Below are 13200 nucleotides of genomic sequence, written 5' to 3'. Positions count from 1 at the left end.
CGGTGAACAGCGGGAGGGTATCGCGTATTCCGGGACAGCTTTTCAGAAGCTGTACGCATCCCCCGTGTCCAGGACGAGCACCCGCCGCCGGTCCGCGCTCCCCCCGCCCCACGCGGTCTCCACCTCCAGCACCACCTCGGCGGGCCGCCCCCGCAGCCGCACCCCCACCTCGACCCGCTCCCCCGCCTCGTCGGCCGCCAGCGCCCCGGTCCGGCAGACCACCTCGGCCGCCCCCGCCCGCGCACACCCGCCCGGCAGCCCCTGCGCCCCCTGCGCGAGCGGCACGGACCAGCGCAGCCGGACGGCGGAGTCGGGGATGCCGGCGGGGCCGTGGTTACGGGCGGTGAGGCGCACGCGCACGTGCCCCCGCTCCAGGACGGCGTACCCGTGGTAGGAGAGACCGGCTTCGGGCGCGGGACTCTCCACCCGTACGAGCGCCAGCGCACCCCCGCCCTGTCCGGCGACCCCCGCCACCACCGCCCCGCACACGACAAGAACCCGCATCCCGCGCATACCGTCCACCTCTCGACCGGCTCCGACCTGGGTCGTACCGATGTATCCCACCCGCAGCGGCGGGCAGGCGCCGTCCAACAGGTGAAGCCCCCCGGCGCCCCCGGGCCGCCCCCGCCTACCCTGGACGGAGTCCGTCCGCTCGGCCAAGGAGCCGCACATGCCCTCCCCCGCGTCCCGTATCGCAGTCGTCACCGGCGCCAGCAGCGGCATCGGCGCCGCGACCGCGCGCAAGCTGGCCGCCGCCGGCTACCGCGTCGTCCTGACCGCCCGCCGCGAGGACCGGATCGAGGCGCTGGCGAAGGAGATCACGGAGGCGGGCGGCTCGGCGACGGCGTACCCGCTGGACGTGACGGACCGGGCGGCGGTGGACGAGTTCGCGTCGGCGTTCAAGACGGTCGGGGTGCTGGTCAACAACGCGGGCGGGGCGCTGGGCGCCGACCCGGTGGCGAGCGGCGACCCCGAGGACTGGCGCACGATGTACGAGACGAACGTCATCGGCACCCTGAACGTCACCCAGGCCCTGCTGCCCCGGCTGGAGGCGAGCGGCGACGGCACGGTCGTCGTCGTCTCCTCGACGGCCGGGCACGGGACGTACGAGGGCGGCGCGGGCTATGTCGCCGCCAAGCACGGCGCCCACGTCCTCGCGGAGACCCTGCGCCTGGAGATCGTCGGCAAGCCGGTCCGCGTCATCGAGATCGCCCCCGGCATGGTGAAGACCGACGAGTTCGCGCTGACCCGGTTCGGCGGGGACGCGGCGAAGGCGGCGAAGGTGTACGAGGGGGTCGCCGAGCCGCTGACGGCGGACGACGTGGCCGACACGATCGCCTGGACGGTGACCCGGCCGAGCCACGTCAACGTGGACCTCCTCGTCCTGCGCCCGCGCGCCCAGGCGTCCAACACCAAGGTGCACCGGGAGCTGTGACGAACAGCCGCGTCAGCAGCCGAACACGATCTCCTGGAACCCGTCCCGCACCGCCGTCATCGGCCCCCGCTCCCGCGAGTGGTACAGCTTGTTGGTGAGCAGCACGGCCCACTTCCCCCGCTTCGGCGACACCCACATCGCCGTGCCCGTGAACCCGTAGTGCGCCCAAAGATCCTCGGCGGGCGGGGTGTTGACCGGCGGGAACCACAACAGCCCCCAGCGCGGCCGGAGTTCGCCGGTGTGCACGCGCAACGAGGCGCGCACCCAGCCGGCGCCGAAGGGCGCGGGCCCCTGGGCCGGGTCGAGGACGCAGGACAGGAACCGGCCGAGGTCGGCGGCGGTCGAGAACGCCCCGGAGGCCCCGCACGCCCCGCCCAGCGCCCGCGCCGAGAAGTCGTGCACGGCGCCCCGCAGCCGCCCGCCGCTCTCCTCGTCCCACTCGGTGGGGGCGCAGCGGGCCGCGTACCCGGGCTCGTGCGGGCCGAAGCGGGTGTCGGCCAGGCCCAGCGGCGCCCAGATCCGCTCGCGGCAGTGGACGGCGAAGGGCTCGCCGGTGAGGTGTTCGACGAGGAAGCCGAGGACGATCGCGGCCCGGTCGGTGTACTGGACCTCGGCGCCCGGCGGATGCCTCAACTCGGCGCCCAGGACACCCCGGCGGATGGCCTCACGGTCGGGCCCGTAGAGCGGCCGGACGTTCGCCCGCAGCGGCAACCCCGCGGTGTGCGTGAGGAGTTGACGGACCGTCACCCCTCCCAGCGGGAGCCGGTCAAGCTCCGGCCAGTGGGCGGCGAGGCGGTCGTCCGGGGTCAGCCGGCCGCTCTCGACGAGGGCGCCGACACAGCCCCAGGTCGCGAGCACCTTCGTCAGGCTGGCCAGGTCGAAGACCGTGCCCGCGGTCATCGGGCCCTCGAACTCCCCTGATCCATAAGGGGAGAGCGTGCCGCTCTCGCCGCTCGCCAGCACCTCCCGGCTGTCACCGACCGCCCACACCGCGCCGGGGAAGACCCCCTTCTCCACACCCTCCGTCAGCAGCGCCGCGATCCTCCGGCGCGTCCCCGCGTATGTCATGGCTGAGTCACCACCCTGTAACTCCCGCGAGCAGGGGGCGATGTGCGGTTGCACGGCACACAAGTGATCCCTATCGTCACGGTCTACGATCTTGATCGCGCCGGCCGGCAGGCCCGGAACGCGCGGTCACATTCAACCGGACCGGCGCGTGCGACACGCCCTGTCCGGTGCTGATACGGGGGTATCGCACATCATGGACACAGGCCTCGGCATGGCCGAAAACAGTCTCCAGGCAGCCCAACTCCTCGGCGGGCCCGTCCACTTCATCGGCGTCGGCGGCTCCAGCATGAGCGGGCTCGCCGTGCTGCTGCACCGCATGGGCGGCCACGTCACCGGCTCGGACCGGGAGGACGGCGCGAACCTGGCCGTCGTACGCGACGCGGGTGTTCAAGTAGCGGTCGGGCACCGGGCGGAGAACCTTGACGATGGTGTGCGTACCGTCGTCGTGACGCCCGGTATCGCCGACGGGAACCCGGAGTTGGCGCGGGCGCGGGAGCGCGGGATGGCGGTCGTCGACCGGGCCGAGGTGCTGGCCGCCGTCATGGGCCGGTACCGGACCGGGATCGCGGTCGCGGGGTCGCACGGGAAGACGACCACGACGTCGCTGACGATCGAGGGGCTGGTGGCGGCCGGGGCGGACCCGGGCGCCTCGCTCGGCGCCGTCGCGACCGCCACCGGCGGCAACCACCGCATGGGGCGCGGCGAGCACTTCGTCGCCGAGGCCTGCGAGTACCACCGGCACTTCCTCAGCCTCGCCCCGGACCTCGCCGTGGTCCTCAACATCGAGGCGGAGCACGGCGATTACTTCACCGGGCTCGACGACACCGTCTCCGCGTTCCAGGAGTTCGCCGGGCGGCTGCGGCCCGGCGGGGTGCTGATCGCCGCCGCCGACTGCCCGCGCGCCCGCGCCCTCACCGTCGCCGAGGGCCGGCGCCGGGTCACGTTCGGACTCGCGGAGAGCGCCGACTACCGCGCCGTGGACATCGGCGACTCCGAAGGCAGGCCCCGCTTCACCGTCACCTACCGCGGCGAACGGCTCGGCGAGCTGTCGCCCCGGCTGCTGGGCCGGCACAACATCGGCAACGTCCTCGCCGCCGTCGCCGCAGGCCACCAGGCCGGGCTGACGCTCAATCAACTGCGGCCCGGCATCGAGGAGTTCAGAGGCGCGCCGCGCCGCGTCGAGTACAAGGGCAGCCGGGCCGGCGTCCGCGTCTACGACGACATCGCCTGCCACCCCAACGAGATCGCCGCGACCATGGCCGCCGTCCGCGCCGCCGCGCCCGGCGCCCGCAACCTGGTCGTGCTGCGCCCCAACTCCTTCACCCGGGTCCGCGACCTCATGCACCAATATGCGGGCTGCTTCACCCGGCGTGAGACGGTGGTGGTCACCGACATCCACCGGGCGCGCGACACCGAGACCTACGGGCTCAGCTCGCTCGACCTGGTCCGCACGATGCGCGCCGACGGCCGTGACGTGCGCTATACAAAGGACCCCGCCGCCATCAGGAAGTTCGCGAGCGCGTCCCTCACCAGCGGCGACGTCCTGGTGACGATCGGCCCCGGCGACATCGGGGCGATCGGCGAGGCGTGGCTGTCGGACGAGCTGTGACGGGGCGGAGCCGACCCTTGCCCACCGAGACGCCAGAAACCGCCGCGACCGGCGGTGTAGGAGTGACTGTGAAGCTGAGTGAACTGCTGGACGGATACGACCACGAGGTCCTGCGGGGTGACACGGGCACCGAGATCACCGCGGGCGTCGCCTACGACTCGCGCAAGGCCGCCGAGGGCGCCCTGTTCGTCGCGGTGCGCGGCTTCAGCGTGGACGGACACCGGTTCGTCGCCCAGGCGGTGGCGAACGGGGCGGCGGCCGTACTGGTCGAGGAGGACGTCACCGGCGTCCCCGAGCACGTCGCCGTCGTCCGCGTCGCCGACACCCGCGCCGCCTCCCCCGTCGTCGCCTCCCGCTGGTACGACGAGCCGGGCAAGGCCATGGACATGGTCGCCATCACCGGCACCAACGGCAAGACATCGGTGGCGTTCATGCTGGAAGCCGTGCTGCGGCGGTCGGTCGACGCCACCGTCGGGGTGATCGGGACCGCCGGGAACCGGATCGGCGAGGAGCCGATCGCGCTGGAGAAGACGACGCCGACCACGCCGGAGGCCATCGACCTCCAGTACCTCCTGGGGTACATGCGCGACAAGGGCGCCTCCGCCGTCGTCCTCGAAGCCTCCTCGATGGCGCTGCACCTGCACCGGGTCGACAGCTGCTTCGTCGACGTCGGGGTGTTCACCAACTTCACCCAGGACCACCTCGACGACCACGGCACCATGGAGAACTACAAGAACGCCAAGCTCACCCTCTTCAAGGGGCTGTGCCGGCGGGCCGTGGTCAACTCCGACGACCCGGTGGGCCGCGAGATCCTGGATCTGATGCCGGGGGCCGTCACGACGTTCGCGCTGGAGGACGCGTCGGCGGACTTCCACGGCGCGAATCTGGTGATCGACGCGGCCGGGACCCGGTTCACGCTCCGCCACGGCGGCCGTGAGCTGCCGGTGTCGCTGCCCGTCCCGGGCCGCTTCGCCGCCCTCAACGCCCTTGCCACGCTGGCGATTTGCGCGAGCCTCGGGCACTCCCTGGACCAGGCCGCCGCCGCGCTCGCCGAACTCCCGCCCACCCCGGGCCGGTTCGAGAGCTACCGCACCCCCGCCGGGGTCCCGGTGATCGTCGACTACGCGCACTCCCCGGACGCCCTGGACAACGTCCTGTCCACCATCCGCGACTTCACCACCGGCCGCGTCATCACCGTCTTCGGCTGCGGCGGCGACCGCGACGCCACCAAACGGGCGCCCATGGGCGAGATCGCCGGCCTCTACTCCGACCTGTGCGTCCTGACCTCGGACAATCCGCGCAGCGAGGACCCGGAGAAGATCCTCGACGACATCGTCCCCGGCCTCGCCGCGACCGGTACGCCCTTCGAGCGGGTCAGCGACCGGCGGGCCGCGATCCGGGCGGCGCTGGTCGCGGCGGGCGAGGGGGACACCGTCCTCATCGCCGGGAAGGGCAGCGAGAACTACCAGATCATCGGGGACCGGACGATCCACTTCGAGGACATGGAGACGGTGCGGGAGCTGAGCGAAGAACTCGCCGCAGGCTGAACCGCCTTTGAAGAGGGGCGTCTTCGCAAGGGGCGCCCCTTGAGTTTCACGAGTTTCACATCACGGGGGCAGTAAGTGTTGTTTCACCATGCGAACGTTCTGGTGATCGGACTCGGTGCGAGCGGAGAGAGCGCGGCCCTGTGCTGCGCGGCACGCGGCGCCCGAGTGACCGTCACCGACACCCGCCCGGCCGGCCAACTCACCGGCGCGCTGGGCAGGTTGGCCGCTTCGGAAGCTTCGGCTTCTTCGGCTTCTTCGGCTTCTTCGGCTTCTTCGGCTTCTTCGGTCTCGCACCCGATCTCGTACGCGCTCGGCGGCGAACCGCCGGACGCCGCCGGGTTCGACCTGATCGTCCGCAGCCCCGGCGCCACCGACGACCTCCCGGTGCTGGCGTCCGCGCGGGCGCTCGGGGTGCCCGTCTGGAGCGAGGTCGAACTGGCGTACGAGCTGTGCCCGGCGCCGGTCGTCGCGATCACCGGCACCAACGGGAAGTCCACCACCACGACGCTGATCGGCGAGCTGATGCGGGCCGCCGGACGCCCCACCCAGGTCGCCGGCAACATCGGACTGCCCTTCACCGCCGTCCTGCCCGAGCTGACGCCCGACTCCGTCGCCGTCATCGAGGTCAGCGCGGGCCAGCTGGAGAACTGCCACCGCTTCCGCCCGCTGACCAGCGTCCTCACCAACGTCCGCGCCGAGCACATGAACCTCTACACCTGGGAGCACTACACCGAGCTGAAGTCCCGGATCGTCCGCCACCACACCAAGCTCCAGAACACGGTCGCCAACCACGACGACGAGTGGTGCCGCCGGATCGCCTCGACCACACCGGGCCGCGTCCTCTACTTCAGCCTGCGCGAACTCCCGGACGGCGTAGACGGGGTGTACGTCCACGACGGCCAAGTCATAGCGCGGCAAGGCGAGTTCACCCGCGTCCTGGCCCAACTCACCGACCTGCGCGTCCGGTCCGCGACCGCCAACATCCTCGCCACCCTCGCCGTGGGCCTCCTCTGGGACGTCGGCCGGCAGGCGATGGACACGATGATCGCCGCCTACCCCGGCCGCGAACACGTCGTCGAGTACGTCACCACGCTCGACGGCGTCGAGTACTACAACGACTCCAAGGCCACCAACCCCTGGTCCACCCTGCACGCCGTCGACGCCTTCCCCGACCGCCCGGTCGTCCTCATCACCGGCGGCAAGGACGACAAGAACGCCGACTTCACCGCCGCGTTCCCCAGCGGCGCGGCCCACGTCATCACCATCGGCGAGACCGCCCCGCGCATCGCGGACGCCGCCCGAACCCACGGCTACACCGCCCTCACGCCCGCCGCCTCCCTCCCCGAAGCGCTCCAACTCGCCCGCGAGACAGCCCAGTCCGGCGCGGCCGTCGTCTTCAGCCCCGGCGCCAACAGCAGGGACATGTTCACCGACCACCGCCAACGGGGGCGTGTGTTCAAGGAGTTGGTGACCGGACTGGTGGCCCGATGACCCGCCTCACCCTGGAACTCGACGAAGCGGCCGTCGCGAACAACATCGCCTCCCTGCGCCAACTGGCGGGCCCGGACACCGACTTGATGGGCGTGGTGAAAGCCGACGCCTACGGCCACGGTCTGGTCCCCTTCGCCCGCCTCCTCGTCCGCCACGGCGTCCCCCGCCTCGCGGTGGCCCACCCCGAAGAGGCCCTGACCCTCCGCGCGGCCGGCATCCCGGTCCCGATCCTCCTCCTCGGCCCCGCCGCCCCCGCCGACCTCCCCGAACTGCTCCACGCCCGCATCGCCGCCTGCGTGTACGACCCGGCCCAGGCCCGCGACCTGAACAGAGCCGCCGCCGCACAAGGCCAACAGGCCCGCGTCCACCTGGAGTTCGACACCGGCCTGCGCAGATACGGCCTGAACCCGGCCGCCGATCTCGAACGCGTCGCGAACTTGCGCCACTTGACCGTGGAGGGCGTCTACACACACCTCGCGGGCACCACGGACCCCGCCCGCCAGCTCGCCCGCTTCACCCTGGCCTGCGCCAACACCACGGCCGCCCTGGGCAGTCGCCCGCCCCGCCACGCACTGGCCAGCCCCGGCCTCGCGGCAGGACTCCACCGCCGCCACCCCCTCGAACTGGTCCGCCCCGGCGTCCTGTTGTACGGCCTCGGCCCCTCCCACCTCCCGTCCCTCCTGCCCGACCTGCCGGAGTTCCGCCCGGTGCTGTCGATGACCTCACGCGTCGAGCAACTGCACCACGTCCCGTCCGGAACGCCCATCGGCTACGGCGGCACGTACGTCACCCCCGGCCCGGCGGTGATCGCGACCGTCCCCGCCGGGTTCGCCGACGGGCTACCCAAAGCGCTCGGCGGCGGCGCCGGACGCGTCCTGGTCGGCGGGCGGTCCGCGCCCGTCGTAGGACAGGTCGGCATGAGCCATCTCCACGTCGACGTCACCGCCGTCCCGCGCGTCGCGCACGGCGACCGGGTCGTCCTGCTCGGCGCCGGCCTCACCGTCCAGGACTGGGCCGACGCCGCCGGGACGATCAACACCGAGGTACTGGTCCGGCTGGGGCGCACGACGCCCAGGGTTGTGCGGCCGCTGCCGTACCCGATCACGAAGGAACGCTGCGCATGACCACTGTGACCCCGGCGCCCTCCGCGCCCTCGGCCGCTGTCATTTTCGGTACGAAGGCCCAGACCCTGGCCCGGCTGCGCCCCCTCCTCACCACCGCGACCGTCCTGGACCAGCTCACCTTCACCGTCGCCGAATGGCGGTCCCGGCCAAGGGAGTTGGCGGCTCAGATCGCCGCCCGCCTCCCCGGCCGCCGGATCGTCGTCCGCAGCAGCGCGCCCGGCGAGGACACCGCGACGGACTCCGGGGCGGGGGTGTACGACAGCGTGCTCGGTGTGGCGGCGGACGATCCGGGGGCCGTCGGCGAGGCGGTGGGGACGGTCGTACGCGGCTACGCGGAGCGGGGCGGCGGGGGGATCGGGGGGTACGAGGTGCTGGTGCAGCCGATGCTGGAGGGGGTGGAGGTGAGCGGGGTGGTGCTGGGGCGGGATCTTCAGAGTGGGGGGCCTTATCTGGTCGTCAACTATGACGAGGGCGGGCGGACGGACACGGTGACGGCGGGGGCGGGCAGTACGCAGCGGGTCGTGCGGGTGCATCACGACGCCGGGCCCGGAGAGCTGCCCGCCCCCCTCCGAGACGTGGTCGCGGCGTTCAAGGAGGTCGTACGGCTCACCGGCGAGCCGCACCTCGACATGGAGTTCGCGGTCAGCGGCGGACGTGTGCACGTCTTCCAGGCCCGCCCGCTGACCACCGCCGGCACCGGACACGCCGACGCCTACGTCCGTACCGCCCTGGCCGGCGTCCGCGCCCTCCTGCGCGACCGCGACCGCCCCCGCACCGGCGTCCACGGCTCCTCCACCGCCTACAGCGACATGACCGACTGGAACCCCGCCGAGATCATCGGCACCCGCCCGCGCCCGCTGGCGGTGTCCCTGTACCGGCGGCTGGTCATGAAGGACGTCTGGCGCGAGGCCCGGCGCCGGCTCGGCTACCACGACCCCGCCCCGCACCACCTCATGGTCGTCCTCGGCGGCCACCCCTACGTCGACATCCGCAACGACTTCAACTCCTACCTCCCGGCCGGCCTCGGCGCCGGCCTCTCGCACAAACTGATCGACCACTACCTCCAACGGCTGCGCGAACAGCCCGAGTCGCACGACAAGGCGGAGTTCGACATCTGCGCGACCTCCCTCGCCTTCGACTTCCCGGAACATGAACTCCGGCTGCTGGAAACGGGGTTCACGGCGGAGGAGATCGACCGCTTCCGGGACAGCCTGCGCCGCCTGACGACGAACGTGGTGCTCGGCGGCGCCGGCCAGTTCGCGGAAATGGCGTCCCGCATCGAGGAGTCGGCGATCCGCAGAGAACAGGCGCAGTCCCTGTCCGGCCTCCAGGCCGCAGAAACCCTCCTGGACGACGCGGCCGCCTACGGCACCCTCCCCTTCTCGGTCGTCGTACGCGGCGCCTTCATCGCGACGGCCTTCTGGCGCTCGCTCCTGCGCACCGGCGTCCTCTCCCAGGAGGAGCACGACGGCTTCCTCACCACCGTGGAAACCGTCTCCACCGCCTTCACCGCCGACCTCGACCGCCTGCACCAAGGCGCCCTGGACCGCGAGGAGTTCCTCCGGAGGTACGGCCATCTGCGCCCCGGCACCTACGACATCACGGTCCCGTCCTACCGCGAGGCCCCCGAGCGCTACCTGGCCGCGGGGCCGGGTTCCGGCGACACAGCGCGCGAGACCTCGTACGCACTGCCTGCCGCGGCCCGCAAGGCGATCCAGGCGAAACTCGACGAGTTCGGATTCCCCTTCGGCACCGGGGAGTTGCTGGAGTTCGTGCGCAGCACCCGGGTCCTGCGGGAGCTGTACAAGTTCGAGTTCACGAAGAACCTCAGCCTGGCGCTGGACGAGTTGACGGCGTGGGGCGCCGAACAGGGCCTGAGCCGGGACGACTTGTCGTACCTGAGCGTGGAGGAGCTGCTGGGCGGGGCGAACGAGGAGTGCACGGAGGCGAGCACGGACTGGCTGCGCACGCAGGCCGCCGCGAACCGCGCCCGCCACACCCACCAGTCCCGCATCCACCTCCCCGACGTCATCACCACCCCCCGGGACCTCCAGATCATCGCCCCCCAGACCCGAGTCCCCAACTACGTGACGTCCCACCGCACAACGGCCCAGACGATAAGGGTGGAACCCCTCACCCCACCCTCGCTTCCCCTGTCCGGCCGCATCATCCTGACGGAGAACGCCGACCCCGGCTACGAATGGCTCTTCTCCCACGGCATAGCCGGCCTCATCACCAAATACGGCGGCGCCGCCTCCCACATGACCATCCGCTGCGCCGAGTTCGACATCCCAGCGGCAATCGGCTGCGGCGAAACACTCTTCGAGCAGCTGTCGGGGGCGGAGCTGGTGACGCTGGACTGCGGGGCGGGGAGGGTGGGGCCGGCACGGGGGACGCCGTGACGGCCGGCGCGAGGGACACCGCAGCCAGGCATAGGGCACCCATGTAGGCCAAAAGGGTGAACGTCACCGATCACCCGAACGGACGCCGAACTGGCGACCTAGCCTCGCAGCACCACATCAACTCGACGGCCCTCACCCAGGCAGCCACCCGGGCGAGGGCCTGACCGACAAGGAAGGACTGCGCTTCCTCATGGCTGACTGCGAGCCTAACGCCCACCGCTTCATGGACCTCACGGTCCCCGAGTACGCCTATATGTTCGGCTTCTTTCAAGCCGACGGGCATCTAGAACAGGGAACCGGACAAAAGGGCAGGCTGATCGTCGCGATCAACGCCCGCGACATCGGAATCCTGCACAAGTTCCAGAAACTGACGCCGTACTACAGCAGCATCACCGAATACACCCAGTCCACGAACTTCGCCGAGGCGCACACCTTGGCCGCCTGGCGCCTGTATTCCCTCGAAGCCAGGACCAAGCTCAACGGACTCGGCCTGCCGTACGGCCGCAAGTCCAGCACCATCGCCCCACCGGACACCGAGTTCTCCCGCCGCGACTACCTCCGGGGACTGATCGACGCGGACGGCTCAGTCGGCTTCACCAAGAAGGGGTATCCGTTCGTCTCGCTCACCACGGCCAGCGACGCCATCGCGGCCCATCTGTGCGCGTACGCCAAGGACGTGACGGGCACGGAGCGCACCCTCACGCGAAACACCCGGGACAGCATCTACAACGTGCTCTACATGATGGAACATGCCCAGCGCCTGGCAGCCGACCTGTACTACCCCGGCTGCCTGTCCTTGGACCGCAAGCAGAACGCCGCCGACGCCGTCGCGAGTTGGACCCGTCCCGCCGGAATGCGGGCCGCGTGCACTCGGCGCCGCTGGACCAAACAGGAAGACCTGATCCTGCTGGAGCTGGGCAGCCCCACGGCCGCCGCCGACGTACTAGGCAGGACCGTCCAGAGCTGCAACCTCCGCCACTGGCGCCTGCGCACCGGCCAAGTCCCGAAGCCCAGCGAGCAGTAGCCGAACGACAGGGTGCCCCCGCCACGAACCGGGGGCACCCCGCCTCAGCCCTTCACACAGATGAACTGCTTCAGCTTCGCCACGACCTCCACCAGGTCCCGCTGCTGCTCCATCACCTGGTCGATGTTCTTGTAGGCCCCCGGAATCTCGTCCAGGACCCCCGAGTCCTTACGGCACTCGACACCCCGCGTCTGCTCCTCCAGGTCCCGCAGCGAGAACCGCTTCTTCGCCGCGTTCCGGCTCATCCGCCGACCGGCGCCGTGCGAGGCCGAGTTGAAGGCCTTCTCGTTCCCGAGCCCCTTCACGATGTACGAACTGGTGCCCATCGAGCCGGGGATGATCCCGTACTCACCGGAGCCGGCCCGGATCGCCCCCTTGCGGGTGACCAGCAGATCCATGCCCTCGTACCGCTCCTCCGCCACGTAGTTGTGGTGGCAGGAGATCTCCGGCTCGAACGTCGGCTTGGCCTTCTTGAACTCCTTGCGGATCACGTCCTTCAGGAGCGCCATCATGATCGTGCGGTTGTACTTGGCGTACTCCTGGGCCCAGTAGAGGTCGTTGCGGTAGGCGGCCATCTGCGGAGTGTCCGAGACGAAGACGGCGAGGTCCCGGTCCACCAGCCCCTGGTTGTGCGGGAGTTTCTGGGCGACGCCGATGTGATGTTCGGCGAGTTCCTTGCCGATGTTCCGGGATCCGGAGTGCAGGGAGATCCACACAAAGCCGACAGAATCGGACAAAAGCTCTGCATAGTGATTCCCGGCTCCAAGCGTTCCCATCTGCTTGACCGCCCGCTCCTCCCGAAACTTCACCGCCTCCGCAACCCCATCAAACCGCCCCCAGAAGTCATCCCACCCGGAGGTGGCAACCCCATGGAACCGCCCCGGAGCGACAGCCTCGTCATGCATCCCCCGCCCCACCGGAATAACCCGCTCGATCTCCGACCGAAGCCGCGAAAGATCCCCCGGCAGATCATTGACGGTCAGCGACGTCTTGACGGCGGACATCCCGCACCCGATGTCCACCCCCACGGCGGCAGGACAGACAGCCCCCCGCATCGCGATGACGGACCCGACCGTCGCCCCCTTCCCGTAATGGACGTCGGGCATGACGGCCAGCCCCTTGATCCACGGCAGGGTCGCGACATTGCGCAGCTGCTGGAGCGCGACGTCCTCGACGGACGCGGGATCGGTCCACATGCGGATCGGCACCTGCGCGCCGGGCAGTTCGACGTACGACATGGAATCCCCCATACATAAAACCGAAAAACAGCCCCCTGACAGGGCATAAAGCCGATTACGCAAAACCGGCGCCAAGGTCGGCGAAACGGATGCCGGACCGGCGTCAGCGGTGTCGCGTGCGATACACATTGTGGTCGGAGGCCGCCCCCGTCCGGCAACCGAAATACGCGGCGGGCACACTAGGAAGCCCCCGCCCCCGAGAGACATCTCGCGTGCCTAACAAGTCAAGCCGCTGCGGCCAGAGCCACTGAATGACCGGAGG

10 protein-coding genes are annotated in these 13200 nt (G+C 70.9%); 7 read left to right on the top strand and 3 right to left on the bottom strand.

Annotated elements, in window-relative coordinates; all coding sequences use genetic code 11:
• Positions 1–42: 42 nt before the first annotated feature.
• Complete coding sequence (locus tag ACYUD3_RS30740) at positions 43–513, bottom strand: hypothetical protein (RefSeq protein ID WP_470976940.1); 471 nt, start codon at positions 511–513, stop codon at positions 43–45.
• Positions 514–670: 157 nt separating this feature from the next.
• Here ACYUD3_RS30740 and ACYUD3_RS30735 point away from each other — a divergent pair, with 157 nt between their 5' ends.
• Positions 671–1435: an SDR family NAD(P)-dependent oxidoreductase gene (locus ACYUD3_RS30735; protein WP_470976937.1), complete on the top strand. Its 765-nt coding sequence runs from the start codon at positions 671–673 to the stop codon at positions 1433–1435.
• A 12-nt stretch (positions 1436–1447) separates the two neighbouring features.
• Here the strand turns inward: ACYUD3_RS30735 and ACYUD3_RS30730 are convergent, their stop codons facing one another.
• Positions 1448–2503, bottom strand: coding sequence for a serine hydrolase domain-containing protein (locus ACYUD3_RS30730; protein ID WP_470976935.1), 1056 nt, complete (start codon positions 2501–2503; stop codon positions 1448–1450).
• Positions 2504–2714: 211 nt separating this feature from the next.
• Between ACYUD3_RS30730 and murC the strand changes: the two genes are divergently transcribed.
• The 6 genes from murC (at position 2715) to ACYUD3_RS30700 (ending at position 11700) form a co-directional block, all read left to right on the top strand.
• Complete coding sequence (gene murC, locus ACYUD3_RS30725; RefSeq protein WP_470976932.1) at positions 2715–4112, top strand: UDP-N-acetylmuramate--L-alanine ligase; 1398 nt, start codon at positions 2715–2717, stop codon at positions 4110–4112.
• Positions 4113–4180: 68 nt separating this feature from the next.
• Complete coding sequence (locus tag ACYUD3_RS30720) at positions 4181–5659, top strand: UDP-N-acetylmuramoyl-L-alanyl-D-glutamate--2,6-diaminopimelate ligase (RefSeq protein ID WP_470976929.1); 1479 nt, start codon at positions 4181–4183, stop codon at positions 5657–5659.
• Between the two features lie 102 nt (positions 5660–5761).
• Positions 5762–7150, top strand: a complete 1389-nt coding sequence (gene murD / locus ACYUD3_RS30715; protein ID WP_470976926.1) for a UDP-N-acetylmuramoyl-L-alanine--D-glutamate ligase — start codon at positions 5762–5764, stop codon at positions 7148–7150.
• Positions 7147–8274: an alanine racemase gene (alr, locus tag ACYUD3_RS30710; RefSeq protein WP_470976923.1), complete on the top strand. Its 1128-nt coding sequence runs from the start codon at positions 7147–7149 to the stop codon at positions 8272–8274. Before murD ends, alr begins: the two co-directional genes overlap by 4 nt.
• Positions 8271–10676: a PEP-utilizing enzyme gene (locus ACYUD3_RS30705; protein WP_470976920.1), complete on the top strand. Its 2406-nt coding sequence runs from the start codon at positions 8271–8273 to the stop codon at positions 10674–10676. Before alr ends, ACYUD3_RS30705 begins: the two co-directional genes overlap by 4 nt.
• Before the next feature lie 190 nt (positions 10677–10866).
• Complete coding sequence (locus ACYUD3_RS30700) at positions 10867–11700, top strand: LAGLIDADG family homing endonuclease (RefSeq protein ID WP_470976916.1); 834 nt, start codon at positions 10867–10869, stop codon at positions 11698–11700.
• Between the two features lie 44 nt (positions 11701–11744).
• On the opposite strand, the gene ACYUD3_RS30695 is transcribed toward ACYUD3_RS30700, so the two are convergent.
• Positions 11745–12938 carry an RtcB family protein gene (locus ACYUD3_RS30695; RefSeq protein ID WP_470976913.1) on the bottom strand — a complete coding sequence of 398 codons (1194 nt, stop codon included), beginning with the start codon at positions 12936–12938 and terminating at the stop codon, positions 11745–11747.
• Positions 12939–13200: the final 262 nt, after the last annotated feature.

Source organism: Streptomyces sp. AMJ-169 (assembly GCF_055597585.1).
This window is presented reverse-complemented; position numbering and strand designations above follow the sequence as displayed.